The sequence below is a fragment of the Streptomyces sp. 7-21 genome (assembly GCF_016741785.1).
GTDB lineage: Bacteria > Actinomycetota > Actinomycetes > Streptomycetales > Streptomycetaceae > Streptomyces.
The window spans coordinates 256,684-278,694 of the sequence record NZ_JAERRL010000003.1 but is presented as its reverse complement, the minus strand read 5'-3'; the positions used below and the strand labels follow the sequence as shown (position 1 = coordinate 278,694).

The window sequence follows — 22,011 nt, the reverse complement described above, 5'->3', positions numbered from 1 at the left end:
TCAGTGACCATCAGTGACGATGCTGGCACGCACCACTGACAACCGCCGGAACCCCGCAGCCGCCCGCCGTCGTTGACGGCACGGAACGGAGTGGACGCGAGAGCCAGAGGTGGCACCGATGTCGATGTTTGACCGGATCAAGGACACGGCGCGCCAGCGCTTGCAAGGGGGCTCGTCGTCCCACTCGGGGGGCCTGGGCCGGCTGGGCGGCGGCAGCGCCGGCAGCGGCAAGAAGTCCCAGCTGGTGTCGATGCTGAAGTCGCAGCTCGCCGCGGCCAAGAGCGAGCTGAAGAGCGGCGCCTACCGGGACGCCAGCATGGCGATGTGCGCGCTGGTGGCCGCCGCCGACGGCACGGTGGACGCCTCGGAGCGGCAGCGCATGGAGTCGCTGATCGTCAGCAACGAGGTGCTGCAGAACTTCCCGCCCGACGACCTGCGCAAGCGCTTCAACAAGCACGTGGACCAGCTGATGTCCGACTTCCCGTCGGGCAAGTCGACCGCCCTCCAGGACATCGCGAAGACGAAGAAGAAACCCGCCGAGGCGCGCGCCGTCGTGCAGACCGGCATCGTCATCGCCGGTGCCGACGGCTACTTCGCCCAGTCCGAGCAGGACGTCATCCGCGAGGCCTGCCACGCCCTGGGACTCGCCCCCACGGAATTCGGCATCTGACGCGGCGCGGCCCCCGCCCCGCCCGCCCCGTGTCCCCGCGACGGAGGACGGCGGGCAGGGCGGCGCGAGGGCCGCGCCGTACGCCGCTGCGGCGGCAGACTGCTCAGGAGGACGCCGGGCGGCGCACCGACAGGTGCAGCTCGCGCAGCCGCGCCTCGTCCACCGGGCTCGGCGCGCCCATCAGCAGGTCCTCGGCGTTGCCGTTGAGCGGGAACGCGATGGTCTCGCGGATGTTCGGCTCGTCGGCCAGCAGCATCACGATGCGGTCGATGCCCGGCGCGATACCGCCGTGCGGCGGCGCGCCGTAGCGGAACGCCCGCAGCATGCCGCCGAAGTCGCGCTCCACGTCCTCCTTGCTGTACCCGGCGATGGCGAACGCCTTGTACATGATCTCCGGATCGTGGTTCCGGATGGCGCCGGAGGACAGCTCCACCCCGTTGCACACGATGTCGTACTGCCAGGCCAGCACGTCCAGCGGGTCCGTCTTCTCCAGCGCCTCAAGCCCGCCCTGCGGCATGGAGAACGGGTTGTGCGAGAACTCGATCGCCCCGGTGTCCTCGTTCCGCTCGAACATCGGGAAGTCCACGACCCAGCAGAACCGGAAGACGCCCTCCTCGAAGTGCCCGGCGCGCTTGGCCGCCTCTACCCGCACCGCGCCCATGATCTTCGAGACCTCGTCGAACTCCCCGGCCCCGAAGAAGATGGCCGAGCCGGGCCCCGCCTGCACGGCCGTGAGCAGCGCCTCGGTGTCCGCCTCGCTGAGGAACTTGGCGATGGGCCCGGTCAGCTTCCGGTCCTCGCCGACCCGCACCCACGCCAGCCCCTGCGCGCCGAGGCTGACCGCGAAGTCACCCATCTCGTCGAAGAACCGGCGCGGCTGCCCCGCCGTGTCCGGCACCGCCAGCGCCCGCACGTGCTTGTCGGCGAACGCCTTGAAGCCATGCCCCGCGAAGATGTCCGACACGTCGGTCAGCTCCAGGCGCGCCCGCAGGTCCGGCTTGTCGGTGCCGTACCGCAGCATCGCCTCGCGGAACGGGATGCGCGGAAACGGCGAGGTGACGTGCCGCCCGCCGCCGAACTCCTCGAAGATCTCGGTCATCACCTTCTCGATGACCTGGAAGACGTCCTCCTGCTCGACGAAGCTCATCTCGACGTCGAGCTGGTAGAACTCGCCCGGCGAGCGGTCTGCGCGCGCGTCCTCGTCGCGGAAGCACGGCGCGATCTGGAAGTACCGGTCGAAGCCCGCGATCATCAGCAGCTGCTTGAACTGCTGCGGCGCCTGCGGCAGCGCGTAGAACGTCCCCGGGTGGAGCCGCGAGGGCACCAGGAAGTCGCGCGCGCCCTCGGGCGAGGTCGCCGACAGGATCGGCGTCGCCATCTCGGTGAAGCCCTGCGCGATCATCTTCTGCCGGATCGCGGTGATCACGGCGGACCGCAGCATGATGTTGCGGTGCATCCGCTCGCGCCGCAGGTCGAGGAAGCGGTACTCCAGGCGGCGCTCCTCGTTCACCCCGTCGTCGGAGTTGATCGTGAACGGCACCTGCTCGCTCGCGCCGAGCACCTCGACCTCGGTGACCTCGACATCGATCTCACCGGTGGGCAGCTCCGGGTTGACGTTCTCCTCGCCCCGGCTGACGACGCGGCCGTCGACGCGGACCACGGTCTCCTTGGGCAGCGAGCTGAGCCGTTCGCTCACGGCCTGCCCGGTGGCGGTGTCCGGGTGGACGACGAGCTGCGTGATGCCGTAGTGGTCGCGCAGGTCGACGAAGAGAATGCCGCCGAGGTTCCGGCGATTGTGCAGCCAGCCTGACAGCCGGACATCAGAGCCGATGTCCGAGGAACGCAGCTCGCCGCACGTGTGGGACCGGTACCTATGCATCGTCGCTTCCGCTTGTTCAGTGAGGTGGCAGGCCGACGGCCACTCAGCCTACCGCCCCGGCACCTCTCTGCTCGCCGAGGCCATGAAGATCTGCATAAAGTAGGTCAATATGGGCACGGAGGAGGCGGTGCACGAGGCGCCGGAGGACGAGCTGGACGACGGGCTGGACGACGCGCTGCGCGCCACCCGCACCGGCCGCTGGCGCTGGGACAGCACCGCGGGCGGCTACACGCTCGACGCCGTCGCCGCGAAACTGCTCGGACTCCCGCCCCGCCCCGCCACCGTGCCCGAGGCCGTCGTGCGCGGCCGCTTCCACGCCGAGGACTACATCGCGGGCCAGCGCTCCCTCGCCTTCTCCGCCGCCGAAGGCGGACTCGCCGAGACCCAGATGCGGGTCGTCGACGCCCAGGGCACGGTCCTGCGCACCGTCCGCCTGCGCGTCCAGGCCATCGCGGACGGCCAGCGCTCCGGCCAGCCCTCCCACATGCTCGGCCTGATGTGCGAGCTGCCCTCCCGGGACCACGCCCCGCCGCCGGAGAGTACGACCTGGCGGCGCGCGCACGAGGCGTTCCTCCTCGACACCAGCCGCGCGCTCTCCGAGGCCGAGACCACCAGGGACGTGCTCCGGGTGGTCGGGGGCCTCGCCATGCCCGACTTCCAGCCCGCGGCCATCAGCGTCTACGGACGCGAGGGCAACGAGATCCGCGTCACCGAGTACGTCGAGAGCGTGCCCAGCAACTACTCCCCGGAGCAGCGCCGGGCCGTGGCCACGCTGCCGCTCGACGCCCCGTTCCCCGCCGCGCAGGTGGCACGGACCGGGCGGGCCGTCTACCTGCACAGCCCCGAGGAGTACGCCGAACGCTTCCCCGAGGCCTGGCCCAGCATCACCCCGTTCGGCCGGCAGTCCTGGGCCTACCTGCCGCTGGTCGTCGCCGGGCGGACGCTCGGGGTGTGGATGACCGCCTTCACCGAGCCCGCCGCATTCACGTTCGAGGAACGCGCCCTGCTCACCGGCATCGCGCGGCTGCTCGCCCAGGCCCTGGCCAGAACCTTCCTGCACGACACCGAGCGGCAGCTGACGGCCGACCTCCAGCACACAATGCGGCCCGCCCCCACCCCCGAAGTCCCCGGCATGGACATCACCGCCCGGTACGTGCCCACCGGCGCCGGGCTGAAGGTCGGCGGCGACTGGTACGACGTGATCCCGCTGCCGTCCGGGCGCTTCGCCCTCGTCATCGGGGACGTGCAGGGCCACGACGTCAGGGCCGCCGCCACCATGGCGCAGCTGCGGATCGCGCTGCGCGCCTACGCCTCGGAGGGACACCGGCCGGACGCGGTGCTCGCGCGTGCCTCACGTTTCCTGGCGACGCTGCCGGCCGAGGGCATCGAGGCCAGCGGGCACCCGGCCGACGAGGACGACGACGCGACGGAACGGTTCAGCTCCGACCAGCGCTTCGCGACCTGCCTGTACATCGAGGCCGACCCGCCCTCGGGGACCCTCGACATCGCCCGCGCCGGGCATCTGGACCCGGCCATGATCATGCCGGACGGGTCGCTGCTGACCCGGCCCACCGCGGGCGGGCTGCCGCTCGGCCTCGACCCCGACGGCGACTACCCGACGACGCGCCTGGTGCTCCAGCCCGGCGAGACGCTGCTGCTGTGCACGGACGGACTGCTGGAGACGGGCCGCCGCGACCTCGACGAGGGCTGGGCACGGCTGCGCGAGGCGATGGCGGGGCAGGCGGGCGAGCCGGTGACGGAGCTGGCCGACACGCTCATCGACACCGTGCGCTCGGGCGACGCGGCGCCGGCCACGGGCGACGAGGAGGACGACATCGCCCTGCTCCTGCTGCGCCGCCCGGCCACGCAGCGGCTGGACGCGACGACACCGGCGCGGCGCGTGGTGCTGACCATCGCCCAGACCGAGAGCGCCCGCGTCGCGGAGGCGCGCGGCCAGCTGGAGGCGCTGCTGCACGACTGGGCCGACGAGGAGCGCGTGTTCGGCGCCACGCTGCTGCTCTCGGAGGCGCTGACGAACGTCCTCACCCACACCGACGGCGACGCGGTGCTCGTCGCCGAACTGAGCGGACCGCCCGGGGACAGGCGGCTGCGCGTGGAGGTGGCCGATGCCAGCGACGAACTCCCGCACCTCCGCGACCCTGGCGAACTCGCCTCGACGGGGCGCGGACTGGTGCTGATGGACTCCTACGCCGACGACTGGGGCGTCGCCCCGCGCGGCTCGGGCAAGGCCATCTGGTTCGAACTGGCCGAGATCCCTCCCGTCACACCCGCTGGGCCCTGAGCCGCCGCAGCAGCGCTTCGCCCCGGCGAGGGGTGGGATGAGGAGGTCGCTCTGTAGGCGCGACCGAGGACCGCGAAGGCTCCCGCCTGGGTAGCAGAAGGTCTTCGACAACGACCCCCGTCCGCTCCCGCCGCTTCCCGTAACTACCGACCCACCGCCGAACCGGGCCGAGGACTGTTCCTGCTCCAATACCTGGCAGCCCGCTGGGGCTCCGAACTGTCGGCGACGCACCCTTCGGCAAGAGCGTCTACTTCGAACTTTTTCACTGAGTCACCAGTGGCCCCCACAATGCAGTAAAAGGCGCGCCGAAATAATTTCCGGTGGCGGTCAGCTGGTACGGCTCGATGCCTGTGGTCGCGCGCTGGTAGGTGATACCGCAAAGCGGCTCATCGTTGGCGCGGTTAGGGGTGTAGGGCTCGCCGATGGCGGAAACGAGTCATTAGGATCAACTGCATCCCGTTTGCCTAATTCGCTCGTCATGCAATTGAGTGCCGAGCCGCTGGATATCCATTCTCCTTTCATTGCTGCTCTCATTACTGTGACTCAGTCCCAGTAGTACTATCACTTCCACAGAGAAATAGATGAGATCACTGTCTTGGTCCCGACATTCCGAATAAGCACGAAAGTGGTTTTCGTCTACATAACCTCCGTCTCCTGTGTTGACTCTGTCGGGAGCAGAAGGGCCATCCCATACGCTGGTCGCCTCCAGAAGGTTGGGCTTGTCAGTAGTAAGGTAGCTGAAAAGGTCAATTGCTCCTTGATCTGATCTTTCCGGAACAGTCAGCATGCAGTTCCATGAGTAATCATTGTTACGCACGCTAAGGTTCCCTTGCACCTCTCCTGCAGAAAGGAAAGGCGCTACGTGTTGTGCATCGAGGTGAAGTTCGCAGGTATCTGGAGGCACAACCAGCTCATCTTTGCCGCCCGAAGAGCCACGTCCGCCGTAGCTTGAGAAGAGGTGATGGTCGACGACGTCGGGACTGCTCAGACTTGCGGCGATCATGAGTTCGTCGGCCATATTCTCCGGCCAGGGGGCATCGTCGTCGGCGGTGCGGTAGGGGGCGTTGAGATAGGAGAGAGTCTGGTCGAAGAATTCTTGGTCGATGGAGATGCGGGACCGCCCCAGCAAATCAAAGGCGATGTCGTATCCGAGGGAGTCGTCCGAACCGAGCTGCTGCGCACCGGCTTCATTGAAGGCGTCGAGGCGCTCCAGGTAGCGCTGACCTTCTGGATTTTCCTCGGTCCACCTTTCGTACGCCACGGTCCCGGGTCTGGCGGGGACGCGCATCGCGGCGGCCAGTGCCGTCCCCATGGAAGCGAGGAGGTGCTCCGAGCCATCCATCGACTCGACGCGTTCAGCTAGCCGGAGGAATTCCTCCATACCCAAGTCGTCAATGACGGCTTCCGCGAAGGCAGGATCACTGGCGTTGCCGTCCATGTAGCCAGCGAGCAGGGCGACGTCCTCGTCGGTGAATTCATCCTTTCCTGAGACTGATACGAACTCTTCAGCTTTGGTCTTGGCTTCAACCTGCCAGTCCGCTAGCTGGAGACCTTCTGCCTGGAATGGGCTTCCCTCCGGGATGTAGCTTGGCCGGTTGCCGCTTGCATACAGGGGACGGTCTACGATGCCGTCTTTGTCGTGGTCGTTGCGGAGGATGTAGGCGTTCTCCCGCAGCTGGATAGCGGCATCGCGGAGCCAGGTCTGGAGCGAGGTGAGACTGGCCATCTCCGCGGTCGCGTCGGCTTCGCGCGCTCGTCGGAACAGGTCGGTCAGCTCCCCGTATGTACCACCGTCGTCGGGAGTCCACATCAGGTCGGCGAGGTGGTCCAGGTCGTCGGGGTTGGCGGTGCGCCAGTCTTCGGACATGTGCGGTGCGGCTTCCCTCCCGCCGGGCTCCCCTCCCGGCGTCGTCCGAGCTGGTCGCGGGCGCGGAGCATGACAACGTGTGGGTGCTCCGTCACTCTAAGCAGAGAGGCGGCGACGTGGACAGGGGAGGGAGAGTTCTGTTACCGGGACTTCACTGCGTGTCCACGCCAGGGGGAGCCCAGGGGAGGGAGCGCGGTGGCGCCTCAGCCGTACATGCGGCGCATGGTGTAGTCGACCATCTCTTCCACGGCCTGCGCGTCGAGGACGAGACGGTGGTCGCCCTCCATGTCGAGGGCGAAGCCGTAGCCGGTCGGGAGCAGGTCGAGCACCTCGCCGCCGGTCACGGTGAAGTAGCGGGATTCCTTGCCCGCGTAGCGGCGCAGCTCCTTGAGCGACGTGAAGAGCGGGATCACCGGCTGCTGGGTGGTGTGCAGCGCCAGGAAGCCGGGCGTCTCGCCGCGGGGGCAGTAGATCTTGGACGACAGGAAGGTGTCGTGGAACTCCTCGGTGGACAGGGCGCCCGAGGTGTACGCCCGCAGCGCGTCCGTCAGGGAGGGCGGCGCCGGCGGCGCGGCGGCCGGAGCGGCCTGCGCCTGTGTCTGCTCCGGGTACAACTGCTGACCCTGCTGCCCGGCGTATCCCTGGCCCGGCGGCTGCGACGGAGCGCCGTAGCCCTGCTGCTGGCCGCCATACGCGGACTGGTCGTAGCCGTACATGGCGGAAAGCGTACTGAGCGGATCCGCCGGGCGCCACGTCCGCTCTTGCGCCTGGTTACTAGCGGGTAGCATGATGGGTGTTACCTGTTGGTACGCGCAGCACGGCAGCGACGGCAAGGAGTCGAGGCATGGGCCACTACAAGGCGAACCTCCGTGACATCGAGTTCAACCTGTTCGAGGTCCTGGGCCGGGAGTCTGTCTACGGGACGGGGCCCTTCGCCGAGACCGACGCCGACACGGCGCGCACGATCCTCGCCGAGATGGGCCGCCTGGCCGAGGAGCAGCTCGCGGCCTCCTACATCGACGGCGACCGCAATCCGCCGGTCTTTGACCCGGAGACCCACACCGCGCCGCTGCCCGAGTCGTTCAAGAAGAGCTACCGCGCGTACATGGAGGCGGAGTGGTGGCGCCTGGGCATCGGCGAGGAGCTGGGCGGCACGACCGCGCCGCGCTCGCTGATCTGGGCCTGCGCCGAGGCGGTCCTCGGCTCCAACCCGGCGATCTGGATGTACGGCTCCGGCCCGACGTTCGGCCAGGTGGTCTGGGACGAGGGCACCGAGGAGCAGCGCCGCATCGCCCAGCTGATGGTCGACAAGCAGTGGGCCGCGACGATGGTGCTGACCGAGCCGGACGCCGGTTCCGACGTCGGTGCCGGGCGTACCAAGGCCGTCCAGCAGCCCGACGGCACCTGGCACATCGAGGGCGTCAAGCGCTTCATCACTTCGGGTGAGCACGACCTGAGCGAGAACATCATCCACTTCGTGCTCGCCCGCCCCGAGGGCCACGGGCCGGGCACGAAGGGGCTGTCGCTGTTCCTGGTGCCCAAGTACGACTTCGACTGGAAGACCGGCGAGCTCGGCGAGCGCAACGGCGTGTTCGCCACGAACGTCGAGCACAAGATGGGCCTGAAGATCTCCAACACCTGTGAGATGACCTTCGGCGCCCACGGCAAGCCTGCCAAGGGCTGGCTGCTCGGCGAGAAGCACGACGGCATCCGCCAGATGTTCCGCATCATCGAGTTCGCCCGGATGATGGTCGGCACGAAGGCCATCGCCACCCTCTCCACCGGCTACCTCAACGCGCTGGAGTACGCCAAGGAGCGGGTGCAGGGCCCGGACCTGACGCAGTTCTCCGACAAGACCGCGCCTCGCGTGACGATCACGCACCACCCGGACGTGCGGCGGTCGCTCATGATGCAGAAGGCGTACGCCGAGGGCATGCGCGCCCTGGTGCTGTACACCGCCAGCATCCAGGACACCATCGCCGTCAAGCAGGCGGCCGGGGAGGACGCCAGCGCGGAGATCGCGCTCAATGACCTGCTGCTGCCGGTGGTCAAGGGCTACGGCTCGGAGCGCTCCTACGAGATGCTGGCCAGCTCGCTGCAGACCCTGGGCGGCTCCGGCTACCTCCAGGACTACCCGATCGAGCAGTACATCCGGGACGCCAAGATCGACACCCTCTACGAGGGCACGACGGCGATCCAGGGCATGGACTTCTTCTTCCGCAAGATCGTCCGCAACCAGGGCCAGGCGCTGACGGCGCTGGCGGAGGAGATCAAGAAGTTCCTCGCCGGGGAGCCGGGCGGCGACGCGCTGGCGGCGCCGCGCGAGCAGCTGGCGAAGGCCGCGGCCGACCTGGAGGCGATCGTCGGCGTGATGCTGACGGACCTCGCGGCCACCGAGAAGGACGTGAAGTCGCTCTACAAGGTGGGCCTGAACACCACGCCGTTCCTGCTGGCCTCGGGCGACGTCATCACCGCCTACCTGCTGCTGCGGGGCGCCGCCGTGGCCGCCGCCAAGCTGCCGGAGGCGACCGGCGACGACCGCCCGTTCTACGAGGGCAAGATCGCCGCGGCCCGCTTCTTCGCCGCGACCGTGCTGCCGCACCTGGCGGCGGTGCGGGCGACGGCCGAGGCCACGGACCTGTCGCTGATGGAGCTGCCCGAGGAAGCTTTCTGACGCAGCCGCGCCACGCGAGTGTGGCCGGGCCCCGGTCGCGGCGGGGCAGGTGCTCCCCCTGCCCCGCCCCTTCTGGACCGGGGCCCGGCCCTTTCCTGCGGCGCGGGTTCCTCCCACGGCTCGCTCGAGCGCAGCGGCGGCGGCCGCAGGCCCGGGGTGCGCCAGCTCTGCGCCAGGGCAGCGGGGGCGGCGGACCGGGCGGTCCCCCGGGACCGCTGCCGCCGGTCAGGGACGGCTTCCGTATCGTGGGAGGATGCGCGCTCCGTTCGACCGGACTCACACCGAGGACCTCATGGGGTTCCTCACGTCCTCGCCCTCCCCGTACCACGCCGCCGCCACCGCCGCCGCCCGGCTGGAGAAGGCCGGCTTCCGGCAGGTTGAGGAGACCGCCGCCTGGGACGGGGGCACGGGCGGCCGGTTCGTGGTGCGCGGCGGCGCGATCATCGCCTGGTACGTGCCGGAGGGCGCCAGCGCCGCGACGCCGTTCCGCATCATCGGCGCGCACACCGACTCGCCGAACCTGCGCGTCAAGCCGGTGCCGGACACCGGCCGTGCGGGCTGGAAGCAGGTCGCCGTCGAGATCTACGGCGGCACGCTGCTGAACACCTGGCTCGACCGCGACCTGGGCCTGTCCGGGCGGCTGGCCCTGCGTGACGGCAGCAGCGTGCTGGTGAGCGTCGACCGGCCGCTGCTGCGGGTGCCGCAGCTCGCGGTGCACCTGGACCGGGGTGTCAACGACGGCCTGAAGCTGGACCGGCAGCAGCACATGCAGCCGGTGTGGGGCATCGGCACGCCGTGCGAGGGCGAGCTGGTCGAGTTCCTGGCTGCCGAGGCCGGTGTCGGGCCGGGCGAGGTCGCCGGCTGGGACGTGATGTGCCACAGCGTGGACGCGCCCGCGTTCCTCGGCCGCGACCGCGAGCTGCTGGCCGCGCCGCGCCTGGACAACCTGCTGTCCGTGCACGCCGGGGTGTCGGCGCTGGTCGCCGCCGCGGCCGTGCCGTCGCCCGCCTGCGTGCCGGTGCTGGCGGCGTTCGACCACGAGGAGATCGGCAGCCTGTCCGACACCGGCGCGCAGGGCCCGCTGCTGGGCACGGTGCTGGAGCGGTCGGTCGACGCCCGCGGCGGCGGCCTCCAGGAGCGGGCGCGGGCGCTGGCGGGCTCCGTCTGCCTGTCGTCGGACACCGGCCACGCGGTGCACCCGAACTACCCGGAGCGGCACGACCCGGGGCACCACCCGGTGCCGGGCGGCGGGCCGCTGCTGAAGACGAACGTCAACCAGCGCTACGCGACGGACGCCAGGGGCCGGAGCCTGTTCCTGGCGGCGTGCGAGCGTGCGGGCGTGCCGTGGCAGCCGTTCGTCTCCAACAACGCGGTGCCGTGCGGCACGACGATCGGCCCGATCACGGCGGCGCGGCACGGCATCGCCACCGTGGACGTCGGGGCGGCGATCCTGTCGATGCACTCGGCGCGTGAGCTGTGCTCGGTGGACGACCCGCACCACCTCGCCAACGCCATGACGGCCTTCCTGACGTCCTGACGCGGCGTCAGCGGACCGTGACGGGCGTGGGGTGCGGCTGTCACGGGATCGTGAACTCGCCGGTGCATGCTGGTGGTTCACGGGGGCGGGTCGCACCGCACTGCACGGCGGTGCGGCTCGTCCCCGGCAGGCCACGGACTCCCTTACATCACGGCCTAGGATCTAGGCTCCAGAAAGCATTCACCGGCTGCCCCCGCGCAGCGTAACGTGTGAACACCCAACCGAGCGTCCAGCGTTCAACCGCTAGAGGGGTCCCGTGAGCGTCCACCCGAGCCTTCAGCCGTCCATCGATGCCTGGACACAGTCGATCGAGGCGATATCCGAGCTGGTCTCCTCGCTGGTTGACGGGGAGTGGAACCGGGCGACCGAGTGCCCGGGGTGGTCGGTGCGTGACGTCGTCTCGCACGTGATCGGCGGGGAGTGCGAGGCGCTTGGCGATCCGCGGCCGATCCACACGCTGCCGCGGGACCTGTTCCACGTGACGGACGAGAAGAGCCGTTACATGGAGGTCCAGGTGGACGTCAGGCGTCACCACACCGGCCCGGAGATGACGGCCGAGCTGGAGTACACGATCATCCGCCGCTCCCGGCAGCTGCGGAACGAGAAGCGAGCGCCGGACGCGTCGGTCTCGCACCCGGTGTACGGCTCGATGACGCTGGCGGAGTTCCTCGAGCTGCGCGCCTTCGACGTGTGGGTGCACGAGCAGGACCTGCGCCGGGCGCTGGGCAAGCCGGGCAACCTGGACAGCCCCGCCGCGCAGATCGCCCGGGACGTGCTGCTGGGCAGGCTGCCGGACGTCGTCGCCAAGACGGCGGCGGCGCCGCGCAAGTCGGCCGTGGTCTTCGACATCAGCGGCCCGGTGGAGTTCCTGCGGACCGTGCGCGTCGACGACAAGGGCAACGGCCGGGTCGACGGCAGCCCGTCGCTGGGCCCGGTGGTGACCTTCACCACCGACTGGGAGACGTTCGTGCGCCTCGCCTGCGGCCGGGTGCGCCCGAAGAAGGTGGCCGACAAGCTGAAGATCGAGGGGGATCCGGGGCTGGCCGACCGCATCCTGGGCGGCTTCCCGAAGACGTTCTGACCGGCCGGGAGGCCGAGCGGGCTAGCCGCGCACGGCCTCCTGCCCGGTGGAGACCGTCAGCTCGATCGGGCCGTCCTCCTCCGGGTTGTACGGGTCGCCCGCCGCGGGTGACTGGTCGACGACCATGTCCCGGCCCTTGAGCACCTCGTCGCGGTAGTTGAGGTCCTCGTCCAGGACCCAGCCGGCGGCGCGGATGCACTCCTTGGCCGAGTCGATGTGGACGTCGTAGAAGTCGGGCATCATCAGCGCGCCCGGCTCCTCCTCCTGGTCCCAGTACTCGCCGGCCTCCGTGCACTCCTCAGGGTCGATCGTCTTGCTCGGGTCGCCCTCCCGGAAGCGGCGCTCGCGCTGCTGCTCCTCCTCGGTGTTCTCGCCGTTGCCGGGCTCGACGGTGCTGCTGTTCTCGCCGTCGGCCTCCGTGTTTTCCCCGCCGTTCCCGCCGCCGCTGTTGACGACCACGACGATCGCGACGGCCGCCACCACGGCGATGGCGATGACGGAGGCGAGGGCGACCATGAGCGTGGTGGACCGCTTGCCCTCCGCCGCCGGTGGCGCCGGGGGCTGGGTGGTGAGGTGGTACGGCGGGGTGACCGGGCCGGTGGTGCCGCCGGGGTAGCCGTAGGCGCTGCCGCCCGGCGCGGGCGTGGCCGGGCCGTAGGGCGACGCGGGCGTCGGCGGGGCGGGCGCGCCGAACTGCGGGAACACCGCCTGCGCGACGGCCGCGCCGCTGTCGCGCGCCTCGTGTGCGCCCGGCACGATGCGCGGCGTCGCGCCCGTGAGCGTGCCCGTGACGCGCTGGCACTCGGCGCGGAACTCCTCGGCGCTGGAGAACCGTTCGTTGGGGTTCTTGCGCATGGCGCGCATCACCAGGGCGTCCACGGCGGGCGGCACGGCCGTGTTGATCGAGGAGGGCAGCGGCGGCTCCTCCTGCACGTGCGCGTAGGCGATCGCCAGCGGCGAGTCCGAGTCGAACGGCAGCCGGCCGGTGAGCAGCTCGAAGAGCATCACGCCGACCGAGTACAGGTCGGAGCGGGCGTCCACGCCCCGGCCCAGTGCCTGCTCGGGGGAGAGGTACTGCGGCGTGCCGACGACCATGCCCGTCTGCGTCATGGACGTCACGCCGGACTGCATGGCGCGCGCGATGCCGAAGTCCATGACCTTGACCACGCCGCGGCGGGTGATCATCACGTTGCCCGGCTTGATGTCGCGGTGGACCAGCCCCATCTCGTGGCTGATCTCCAGCGCCGCCAGCACGTCGTCGGTCACCGACAGCGCCCGCTCCGCGGTCATCGCCCCGAAGCGCTTGACGTCCTCCTCCAGGACGGCGCGCAGCGGGCGGCCCTCGACGTACTCCATGACGATGTACGGCACGGGGACGCCGTCGATCACGTCCTCGCCGGTGTCGAAGACGGAGACGATGTTGGTGTGGGTGAGCTTGGCGACGGACTGGGCCTCACGCTTGAAACGCTCGCGGAACGCGTCCTCGCGCCCCAGGTCGGCGTGCATGGTCTTGATCGCGACCTGCCGCTCGAGCACCGTGTCCCAGGCCAGGTGCACCGAGGCCATGCCGCCCTTGCCGAGCAGGTCGCGCAGCTGGTAGCGCCCTCCGCCGACGGATCGGCCCGCGTAGCCGCCCGGCGTCGGCGCGCCCTGGTCACTCATCTGGTGTGTCCCCCCTGTCAGCGGTGCGGAGTGCGGCGGAGCGGCGAGCGTCGTTGCGGACCGGTTCCCGGCCCAAGTCTGCCTGAGCGCACTTTGACGTCAAGCTCGTTGTCCGTTCCGTGATCGCCGCCACGGACCGTCCGGGCCGGGCGGAGTCAACTTGTCAGTCTGCCCTCTGAACCGGTTTGATGGCACCGCGACCAAGCGACAACGGCGAGGACTGATGGCACAGGACGAAGGCGCTGCGGGCCCTGAGGAGAGGGGGTCCGAGGCGGCCGGTAGCCAGGTGCCCGGCACGCCCGATTCGCCCGAGACGTCTGAGACCCCCGAAGCTTCCGAAACTCCGGAAACTCCCGAGATGTGGGGGAACAACGGCCTCGTGGGCGAGGGCCGTTACCGCCTGACACACCGCATCGGCCGCGGTGGCATGGCCGAGGTGTTCGCCGCCGAGGACGTCCGGCTCGGCCGTCCTGTCGCCATCAAGCTGCTCCGCCCGGACCTGGCCGAGGACCCGGTCTCCAAGGCCCGCTTCACCCGCGAGGCGCAGTCCGTGGCGGGCCTGAACCACCACGCGGTGGTCGCGGTCTACGACTCCGGCGAGGAGTACATGACCACCACCACGGGGCGCGGCAGCGTCGTGCCCTACATGGTGATGGAGCTGATCAACGGCCGCACCATCCGCGACCTGCTGGTCAACGCCGAGGCCCCGCCGGTGGAGCAGGCGCTGCGGATCGTCTCCGGCGTGCTGGAGGCCCTCGCCTACAGCCACCAGCACGGCATCGTGCACCGCGACATCAAGCCGGCGAACGTCATCATCACCGACACCGGCAGCGTGAAGGTGATGGACTTCGGCATCGCCCGGGCCCTGCACGGCGCCGCCCAGACGATGACGCAGACCGGCATGGTCATGGGCACGCCGCAGTACCTCTCGCCCGAGCAGGCGCTGGGCAAGACGATCGACACCCGCTCCGACCTGTACGCGGTCGGCTGCCTGCTGTACGAGCTGCTGGCGCTGCGGCCGCCGTTCACCGGCGAGACGCCGCTGTCCGTGGTGTACCAGCACGTCCAGGACACGCCGCGGCTGCCGTCGGAGGTCTCGCCGTCGTCGCCGCCGGAGCTGGACGGCCTGGTGATGCGGGCGCTCGCCAAGGACCCCGACGACCGGTTCCAGTCGGCCGAGGAGATGCGCGGCCTGGTGCAGTACGCGCTGCGCATGCTGGAGGAGCACGGCGGCCACACCGGCGGCCTGTGGAACACCGGCCCCACCGGCGTCACCGGCACCACCCCCGCCATGGGCACCCCCGCCCCCACCCGCGCGACGCGGGCGCCGGGGGCCGAGACGCCCACCGGGCAGCTCGCCGCGCCCATGCTGCTGGGCGACCCGGACGAGGGCGGCGCGGGCGGCTCCGGCGGCGGGCGCACCGGCGGCCGCGGCCGCCTGCTGCTGGTCGCGCTGCTGGCGGTGGTGGCCATCGGCACGGGCGTGCTGGTCGCCGCCAACCTCGGCGGTGACTCCGGCGGCAACGGCGACGCCGAGCAGAGCCAGACCGATGACGACCGCGGGCGGGAGGACGACCGCGGCACCGGCGGCGCGGGCGGCGACGACGACAGCGGCGAGACCCCGTCCACCGACGGCGTGGGGGACGACGGGACGCAGCAGGACTCGGACTACTACCAGCCCGAGGACCCGTCGTGGAGCGACGACGGCTCCACGCCGGACGCGCCCGAGCAGAGCGAGGGCGGGCAGCCGACCGGCGACGACACGTCCTCGCAGCCGGAGGACCCCGAGCCGGAGCAGCCGCCGGAGCAGACCGAGGAAGAGCCGGACGACCCGCTGCCGACGGACGACACGGAGCCCGAGGACCCGACCGACCCCACCACGTCGCCGACCGGTGAGGAGACGGACGGGGGCAGCGGCTCCGACGACGGCTGAGGTGGCGCCGCCGCTGTCCGGGCGCACGCTCTCCGCGGTGCTGCGCCGGTATGACGCGGGCGAGCCGGTGTCCTGCGAGCCCCTGTCCGAGGGCCTGCTGAACCACGGCTACCGGCTGGCCACCACCCGGGGCCGGTTCTTCCTCAAGCACCACCTCGACGACGTGGACGCCGCCCGCCCGGCCCGGGGCGGCACGACGGTCCGCGTGCTGCGGCGCCAGCACCGTGCCATGGCCGAACTCGCGCGCCTCGGCCTGCCCGTGACGCCGCCGGTGCCGGACCGCGACGGTGAGACGGTCGTCGTCCACCGGGGGCGGCGCTACGCGCTGCACCCGTGGGTCGAGGGCCGCCACCGCCGCGGCGGCGAGCTGAGCGGCGCCGACTGCCGCCGCCTGGGCGCGCTGCTGGGGCGGGTGCACCGGGCGCTGGAACGCGTCATAGTGCGCCCGGCCGGAATCCCCGCCACGGCCGCCGCGGCCGAGCCGAGCGACACGTACGCGCTGATCGACCGGCTGCTGGCGCGCGTGCGCGAGCGCCCGCGCCGCAGCGGCTTCGACGAGCTGGCCGAGCACCGGCTGCTGGAGCGGCGCGAGCTGCTGCGGCGGCACGCCCACGCCAAGCCGACCGCCGAGCAGATACCCGCGGCCGGGTGGGTGCACGGCGACTTCCACCCGCTGAACCTGCTGTACCGGGGCGGGTCCGGCGCCCCGGGGGACGGGCCCGACGAGCCGGTCGCGATCATCGACTGGGACCGGCTGGGGGTGCAGCCGCGCGCCGAGGAGGCGGTGCGGGCGGCCGCTATCTTCTTCCTCCGGCCCGACGGCGGGCTGGACCTGCCGAAGGTGCGGGCCTACGCCCGCGCCTACCGGCGGGCCGCCGGGGCCCCGGCAGAGGAGCTGGCCGCCGCCGTGCACCGCGTGTGGTGGGAGCGGCTGAACGACTTCTGGATGCTGACCTGGCACTACGAGCGGGGGGATCACCGGGCCGATCCGCAGTTCCCGGCGGCCGCCGCGCTGGTGGTGTGGTGGACGCGGAACGCGCCGGCGGTGCGCGACGCCTTCTGCGACTGACCGCCGCCGGGCCGGGCCGCCGGGCAGCGGCGCGTCAGCGGCGCTTTTCGGCCTTGCGCCGTGCGACGTACGCGGCGGCCTGCGACCGCCGCTCCATGCCCAGCTTCGCCAGCAGGCTGGACACGTAGTTCTTGATCGTCTTCTCGGCCAGATGCAGCTCCTCGCCGATGGCCCGGTTGGTCAGCCCGTCCCCGATCAGGTCAAGGATCCGGCGCTCCTGGTCCGTCAGCCGGGCGAGCCGGTCATCACCGCCCTCCGCGGGTCCCCCACCGCGCAGACGTTCGAGTACGCGCTGGGTGGCGTCGGGGTCGAGCAGCGACTTCCCGGCCGCCACGTCGCGGACCGCCGTCAGCAGTTCCGCGCCGCCGATGGCCTTGAGCACGTATCCGGAGGCGCCCGCCATGATGGCGTCGAAGAGCGCCTCGTCGTCCGAGTACGACGTCAGCATCAGGCACTTGATGGACTCGTCCCGCGAGCGGACGTCGCGGCAGACCTCCACGCCGCTGCCGTCGGGCAGCCGCACGTCCAGCACCGCGACGTCGGGCCGGGCGGCCGGGATGCGGGCGACCGCTTCCGCGGCGGTGCCGGCCTCGCCGACGACCTCGATGTCCGGCTCCGCGGACAGCAGGTCGCTCACGCCCCGCCGCACCACCTCGTGGTCATCGAGGAGAAACACGGTGATTTGTCCGTCTTCGGGCACGCAGCAAGTGTCACACAGCCCGGCCTGGCACGCGCTCTGACGCGTGGCCCGATTGCCGTCCGATCCCTTCCGGTCCTCCGGGCAGCGGCGCTACGGTGCGAGTGTCCCACGGCTTTGCGAAGCTATGGATCACGTGGACCAGTGTCGTTCCACGCCGATGCGTAACGCCTGCCGAATACTTGGATTTCCCAGTAAATCCGCAGGTCAGGGCACTTGCGCGAGTCGTGGCTCCTCTGGGTACCGTGCTTCTAGCGGGCCGCCGAACGGGACGCGAGAAACGACTGTGGTCTGTGAGAAACCGCTCGGCTCCGTCCGCGCCGCACCCACCCCGTGCGCCGCACGGGTCCGGGCGGACCGCACTGGCCGCCCGGTGACCCCGGGGGCCGGACCGACGGAGGAGCACGAGTGACCGTGGAGACGACCACCGCAGCCGGCACCACCATGGTGCAGCTGCTGACACCCGAGGGCGAGCGGGTCGAACACCCCGAGTACTCCCTCGAGATCACACCCGGGGAACTGCGCGGCCTGTACCGCGACATGGTCCTCACCCGCCGTTTCGACGCCGAGGCCACCGCGCTCCAGCGCCAGGGTGAACTGGCCCTGTGGCCCTCCCTGCTCGGCCAGGAGGCCGCCCAGATCGGCTCGGGACGCGCCCTGCGCGACAGCGACTACGTCTTCCCGACCTACCGCGAGCACGGCGTCGCCTGGTGCCGCGGCGTGGACCCGACGAGCCTGCTGGGCATGTTCCGGGGCGTCAACCACGGCGGCTGGGACCCGAACAGCAACAACTTCCACCTCTACACGATCGTCATCGGCGCCCAGACGCTGCACGCCACCGGCTACGCCATGGGCGTGGCCATGGACGGCGCCGAGGCGGCCGTCGTCGCCTACTTCGGCGACGGCGCCTCCAGCCAGGGCGACGTCGGCGAGTCGTTCACCTACGCCGCCGTCTACAACGCCCCGGTGGTGTTCTTCTGCCAGAACAACCAGTGGGCCATCTCCGAGCCCACCGAGCGCCAGTCCCGGGTGCCGCTCTACCAGCGCGCCCAGGGCTACGGCTTCCCGGGCGTGCGCGTCGACGGCAACGACGTGCTGGCCGTCCTGGCCGTCACCCGGGCCGCCGCCGACCAGGTGCGGACGGGCCAGGGCCCCGTGCTCGTGGAGGCCTACACCTACCGGATGGGCGCCCACACCACCTCCGACGACCCCACCCGCTACCGCACCAGCGAGGAGCTGAAGGAGTGGGAGGCGAAGGACCCGATCCTGCGCCTGCGCCGCCACCTCGACCGCGAGGGCCTGGCGGACGAGGAGTTCTACACCCGCCTCGACGAGGAGAGCGACCGGATGGCGCGGCGGGTGCGGGAGGCGATCCGCACGATGCCCGACCCGGACGGCACGGCGATCTTCGACCACGTCTACGCCGACGGCCACGCGCTCGTCGACGAGGAACGCGCCCACTACGCGGCCTACGCGGCCTCGTTCGAGGAGGGGAACTGACATGGCCCAGGCGATGGCGCTCGCCAAGGCGCTCAACCTCTCGCTGCGCACCGCGCTCGACAACGACCCCAAGGTCCTCGTCATGGGCGAGGACGTCGGCAAGCTCGGCGGCGTCTTCCGCGTCACCGACGGCCTGCAGAAGGACTTCGGCGAACGCCGCGTCCTCGACACCCCGCTCGCCGAGTCCGGCATCATCGGCACGGCGATCGGCCTGGCGCTGCGCGGCTACCGGCCGGTGACGGAGATCCAGTTCGACGGCTTCGTCTTCCCCGCCTACGACCAGATCGTCACCCAGCTCGCGAAGTTGCACGCGCGGGCCCTGGGCATGGTGCGGCTGCCCGTGGTCATCCGCATCCCCTACGGCGGCGGCATCGGGGCCGTGGAGCATCACAGCGAGTCGCCGGAGGCGCTGTTCGCGCACGTGGCGGGCCTGAAGATCGTCACTCCGTCGAACCCCTCCGACGCCTACTGGATGCTCCAGCAGGCCATCGAGTGCGACGACCCGGTGATCTTCTTCGAGCCCAAGGCCCGGTACTGGGAGAAGGGCGAGGTCGATCCGGAGGGCATCCCGGGCCCGCTGCACGCCGCGCGCGTGGTGCGCGAGGGCAGCGACCTGACGCTCGCCGCGTACGGGCCGATGGTCCGCACCGCGCTCCAGGCGGCGCTGGCCGCCGAGGAGGAGGGGCGGTCGCTTGAGGTGGTGGACCTGCGGTCGATCTCGCCGATCGACTTCGACACCCTGACCGCGTCCGTGAAGAAGACCGGCCGTCTCGTCATCGCGCACGAGGCACCGGTGTTCTTCGGGGCCGGCGCCGAGGTCGCCGCCCGGATCACCGAGCGGTGCTTCTACCACCTGGAGGCGCCGGTGCTGCGCGTCGGCGGGTACCACGCGCCGTATCCGCCGGCGCGGCTGGAGGAGGAGTACCTGCCCGGCCTGGACCGGATCCTGGACAGCGTCGATCGCGCGCTGGCGTACTGAGGGAGTGTCGTGATCCGCGAGTTCAAGATGCCCGACGTGGGCGAAGGGCTGACCGAGGCCGAGATTCTCAAGTGGCTCGTCCAGGTGGGCGACACGGTGACGGACGGCCAGATGGTCGTCGAGGTCGAGACCGCGAAGGCGGCGGTGGAGCTGCCGATCCCGTACGACGGCACCGTCCGGGAGCTGCGGTTCGAAGAGGGCGCCACGGTGGACGTGGGCACGCCGATCATCGCCATCGACACCGGGCCGGGGGACGGCCCGGCGGACGGTGAGTCCGGCGGCACGGCGGAGGACGGCGCGGCACAGGGCGGCGCGGCGGAGGACGGGGAGCGGCGCGAGCCGGTCCTCGTCGGCTACGGCGTCGCCAACGGCACCCCGCACCGGCGCCGCCGCAAGCCGGCCGCTGGCGAGGCGGCCGCCGGCGAGGCGGCCCCGGCACCGGCCGCTCCGGCCCCGGCACCGGCCGCTCCGGCCCCGGCCCCGGCGGCACCGGTACCGGCCCCGGCGGCCCGGGGACGGCGGGTGCCGGAGTCCGGGGGACGGCCGCTGGCGAAGCCGCCCGTGCGGAAGCTGGCCAAGGACCTGGGGATCGACCTGTCGGCGGTGGTGCCGACCGGTCCCGGCGGGATCATCACGCGGGAGGACGTGCGCGGCGCCGCCGAGGCACAGGCCGCCCCCGCCCCGGCACCGGCACCGGCCGAGGCGCCGGCCCCGGCCCCCGGGAAGGCCACCGCGGCCGGGGAGCGGCGGGTGCCGATCCGGGGCGTGCGGAAGGCGACCGCGCAGGCGGTGACGAGCAGCGCGTTCACCGCGCCGCACGTCACGGAGTTCGTCACCGTCGACGTCACCCGCACCGTCCGGCTGGTGGAGCGGCTGCGGAAGGACCCGGACCTTGCGGGCGTGCGTGTGACGCCGCTGCTGCTGGTGGCGAAGGCGCTGCTGCTCGCCGTGCGCCGGAACCCCGAGATCAACGCCGCCTGGGACGAGGAGAACCAGGAGATCGTCTACAAGGACGCGGTCAACCTGGGGATCGCGGCCGCCACCCCGCGCGGCCTGATCGTGCCGAACATCAAGGACGCCGGCGCCAAGTCCCTGCCCGAGCTGGCGCGGGCGCTGGGCGACCTGGTGACGACCGCGCGCGAGGGGAAGACGTCACCGGCGGACATGACGGGCGGCACCTTGACCATCACCAACATCGGCGTCTTCGGCATCGACGCCGGCACCCCGATCCTCAACCCCGGCGAGTCCGCCATCCTGGCGTTCGGCGCGATCAAGGAGCGGCCGTGGGTGCACAAGGGCAAGGTGAAGCCGCGTCACGTGACGACCCTGGCCCTGTCGTTCGACCACCGCCTCGTCGACGGCGAGCTGGGCTCAAAGGTGCTGGCGGACGTCGCCGCCGTGCTGGAGCGCCCCAAGCGTCTGATCACCTGGGGCTGATCCCGGCCGGCCCCGGCCGGACAGAAGCGAGCGGCAACGACGGGACAGCGACGGGACAGCGACGGGCGGTGCGGCACCCCGTGCGGTGCCGCACCGCCCGTCGCGTCGTCCCGGCCGGGCGCCGGGCGAGGTCACAGGTACGGCCCGGAGCGCGCGCCCCCGCGCCGCTCCTCGGCGTGCTGCTCGCCGCCGTCGCCGCCGCCGAGCGCGCCGGGCGGCAGGGCGCGGCGCATCTGCTCCAGCTGGGCCCGGGCGGCCATCTGCTGGGCGAACAGCGCGGTCTGAATGCCGTGGAAGAGGCCCTCCAGCCAGCCGACGAGCTGCGCCTGGGCGATGCGCAGCTCAGCCTCGGTGGGCACGTTGTCGTCGGTGAACGGCAGCGACAGCCGCTCCAGCTCCTCGACCAGCTCCGGCGCGAGCCCTTCCTCCAGCTCCTTGACCGAGCTGGCGTGGATCTCCTTCAGACGCGCCCGGCTGGCCTCGTCCAGGGGAGCGGCCTTCACCTCTTCGAGCAGCTGCTTGATCATGCTGCCGATGCGCATGACCTTGGCCGGCTGCTCCACCATTTCGGTCACCGGGGTCTCGGAGTTCTCGTCCGACTCCCCTCCGTCACCCCCGTTTCCCTTCGGCGCCGCGCTGCCCAGGGCCATGCCGTCCGGGCCGACGACCAGGACGTGCGGGGTGTTTTCCTGCGGAGGTTCGTTCCTCGGCTCAGTCATGCCTC

Annotated in this window: 16 protein-coding genes; 10 read left to right on the top strand and 6 right to left on the bottom strand. The window is 71.3% G+C overall.

Features of this window, described 5'->3' with window-relative positions; genetic code table 11:
- Positions 1-118: 118 nt before the first annotated feature.
- Positions 119-670, top strand: coding sequence for a tellurite resistance TerB family protein (locus JK356_RS05075; RefSeq protein ID WP_201866308.1), 552 nt, complete (start codon positions 119-121; stop codon positions 668-670).
- 103 nt (positions 671-773) lie between these two features.
- Here the strand turns inward: JK356_RS05075 and aspS are convergent, their stop codons facing one another.
- Entirely contained in the window at positions 774-2,549 is a 1,776-nt protein-coding gene (gene aspS / locus JK356_RS05070) for an aspartate--tRNA ligase (RefSeq protein WP_201866307.1), read from the bottom strand.
- A gap of 109 nt (positions 2,550-2,658) precedes the next feature.
- Here aspS and JK356_RS05065 point away from each other — a divergent pair, with 109 nt between their 5' ends.
- Positions 2,659-4,851: a SpoIIE family protein phosphatase gene (locus JK356_RS05065; protein WP_201866306.1), complete on the top strand. Its 2,193-nt coding sequence runs from the start codon at positions 2,659-2,661 to the stop codon at positions 4,849-4,851.
- Positions 4,852-5,296: 445 nt separating this feature from the next.
- Here the strand turns inward: JK356_RS05065 and JK356_RS05060 are convergent, their stop codons facing one another.
- Both JK356_RS05060 and JK356_RS05055 read right to left on the bottom strand, forming a co-directional pair.
- Entirely contained in the window at positions 5,297-6,718 is a 1,422-nt protein-coding gene (locus JK356_RS05060) for a hypothetical protein (protein WP_201866305.1), read from the bottom strand.
- 203 nt (positions 6,719-6,921) lie between these two features.
- Positions 6,922-7,434: an SseB family protein gene (locus JK356_RS05055; RefSeq protein ID WP_201866304.1), complete on the bottom strand. Its 513-nt coding sequence runs from the start codon at positions 7,432-7,434 to the stop codon at positions 6,922-6,924.
- A 128-nt stretch (positions 7,435-7,562) separates the two neighbouring features.
- Between JK356_RS05055 and JK356_RS05050 the strand changes: the two genes are divergently transcribed.
- The 3 genes from JK356_RS05050 (at position 7,563) to JK356_RS05040 (ending at position 12,010) form a co-directional block, all read left to right on the top strand.
- Complete coding sequence (locus tag JK356_RS05050; RefSeq protein ID WP_201866303.1) at positions 7,563-9,392, top strand: acyl-CoA dehydrogenase; 1,830 nt, start codon at positions 7,563-7,565, stop codon at positions 9,390-9,392.
- A gap of 253 nt (positions 9,393-9,645) precedes the next feature.
- Entirely contained in the window at positions 9,646-10,929 is a 1,284-nt protein-coding gene (locus JK356_RS05045) for a M18 family aminopeptidase (RefSeq protein WP_201866302.1), read from the top strand.
- A 256-nt stretch (positions 10,930-11,185) separates the two neighbouring features.
- The gene (locus JK356_RS05040) at positions 11,186-12,010 is read left to right on the top strand and encodes a maleylpyruvate isomerase family mycothiol-dependent enzyme (protein ID WP_201866301.1); all 825 of its coding nucleotides are present in this window, start codon (positions 11,186-11,188) and stop codon (positions 12,008-12,010) included.
- A gap of 21 nt (positions 12,011-12,031) precedes the next feature.
- Here the strand turns inward: JK356_RS05040 and JK356_RS05035 are convergent, their stop codons facing one another.
- Entirely contained in the window at positions 12,032-13,672 is a 1,641-nt protein-coding gene (locus JK356_RS05035; protein WP_201866300.1) for a protein kinase, read from the bottom strand.
- Between the two features lie 358 nt (positions 13,673-14,030).
- On the opposite strand from JK356_RS05035, the gene JK356_RS05030 reads away from it, so the two are divergent.
- Both JK356_RS05030 and JK356_RS05025 read left to right on the top strand, forming a co-directional pair.
- Entirely contained in the window at positions 14,031-15,605 is a 1,575-nt protein-coding gene (locus JK356_RS05030; RefSeq protein ID WP_236670764.1) for a protein kinase, read from the top strand.
- Between the two features lie 37 nt (positions 15,606-15,642).
- Positions 15,643-16,674, top strand: a complete 1,032-nt coding sequence (locus tag JK356_RS05025) for a phosphotransferase (RefSeq protein WP_307815410.1) — start codon at positions 15,643-15,645, stop codon at positions 16,672-16,674.
- A 34-nt stretch (positions 16,675-16,708) separates the two neighbouring features.
- Here the strand turns inward: JK356_RS05025 and JK356_RS05020 are convergent, their stop codons facing one another.
- Entirely contained in the window at positions 16,709-17,374 is a 666-nt protein-coding gene (locus JK356_RS05020; protein ID WP_201866297.1) for a response regulator transcription factor, read from the bottom strand.
- A gap of 405 nt (positions 17,375-17,779) precedes the next feature.
- On the opposite strand from JK356_RS05020, the gene pdhA reads away from it, so the two are divergent.
- From pdhA to JK356_RS05005, 3 genes are read left to right on the top strand one after another with little or no spacing between them, the layout of a single operon-like run.
- Positions 17,780-18,871 carry a pyruvate dehydrogenase (acetyl-transferring) E1 component subunit alpha gene (gene pdhA / locus JK356_RS05015; RefSeq protein WP_307815409.1) on the top strand — a complete coding sequence of 364 codons (1,092 nt, stop codon included), beginning with the start codon at positions 17,780-17,782 and terminating at the stop codon, positions 18,869-18,871.
- 1 nt (position 18,872) lies between these two features.
- The gene (locus JK356_RS05010; protein WP_201866296.1) at positions 18,873-19,850 is read left to right on the top strand and encodes an alpha-ketoacid dehydrogenase subunit beta; all 978 of its coding nucleotides are present in this window, start codon (positions 18,873-18,875) and stop codon (positions 19,848-19,850) included.
- A gap of 27 nt (positions 19,851-19,877) precedes the next feature.
- The gene (locus JK356_RS05005) at positions 19,878-21,287 is read left to right on the top strand and encodes a dihydrolipoamide acetyltransferase family protein (protein WP_201866442.1); all 1,410 of its coding nucleotides are present in this window, start codon (positions 19,878-19,880) and stop codon (positions 21,285-21,287) included.
- 131 nt (positions 21,288-21,418) lie between these two features.
- Here JK356_RS05005 and JK356_RS05000 read toward each other — a convergent pair whose 3' ends face one another.
- Entirely contained in the window at positions 21,419-22,006 is a 588-nt protein-coding gene (locus tag JK356_RS05000) for a bacterial proteasome activator family protein (RefSeq protein ID WP_201866295.1), read from the bottom strand.
- Between the last annotated feature and the right edge of the window lie 5 nt (positions 22,007-22,011).

Coding starts and splice junctions, on each gene's coding strand:
- JK356_RS05075 (WP_201866308.1), top strand. CDS start 119: ATGTCGATGTTTGACCGGATCAAGGACACGGCGCGCCAGCGCTTGCAA.
- aspS (WP_201866307.1), bottom strand. CDS start 2,549: ATGCATAGGTACCGGTCCCACACGTGCGGCGAGCTGCGTTCCTCGGAC.
- JK356_RS05065 (WP_201866306.1), top strand. CDS start 2,659: ATGGGCACGGAGGAGGCGGTGCACGAGGCGCCGGAGGACGAGCTGGAC.
- JK356_RS05060 (WP_201866305.1), bottom strand. CDS start 6,718: ATGTCCGAAGACTGGCGCACCGCCAACCCCGACGACCTGGACCACCTC.
- JK356_RS05055 (WP_201866304.1), bottom strand. CDS start 7,434: ATGTACGGCTACGACCAGTCCGCGTATGGCGGCCAGCAGCAGGGCTAC.
- JK356_RS05050 (WP_201866303.1), top strand. CDS start 7,563: ATGGGCCACTACAAGGCGAACCTCCGTGACATCGAGTTCAACCTGTTC.
- JK356_RS05045 (WP_201866302.1), top strand. CDS start 9,646: ATGCGCGCTCCGTTCGACCGGACTCACACCGAGGACCTCATGGGGTTC.
- JK356_RS05035 (WP_201866300.1), bottom strand. CDS start 13,672: ATGAGTGACCAGGGCGCGCCGACGCCGGGCGGCTACGCGGGCCGATCC.
- JK356_RS05030 (WP_236670764.1), top strand. CDS start 14,031: ATGTGGGGGAACAACGGCCTCGTGGGCGAGGGCCGTTACCGCCTGACA.
- JK356_RS05010 (WP_201866296.1), top strand. CDS start 18,873: ATGGCCCAGGCGATGGCGCTCGCCAAGGCGCTCAACCTCTCGCTGCGC.
- JK356_RS05005 (WP_201866442.1), top strand. CDS start 19,878: ATGCCCGACGTGGGCGAAGGGCTGACCGAGGCCGAGATTCTCAAGTGG.
- JK356_RS05000 (WP_201866295.1), bottom strand. CDS start 22,006: ATGACTGAGCCGAGGAACGAACCTCCGCAGGAAAACACCCCGCACGTC.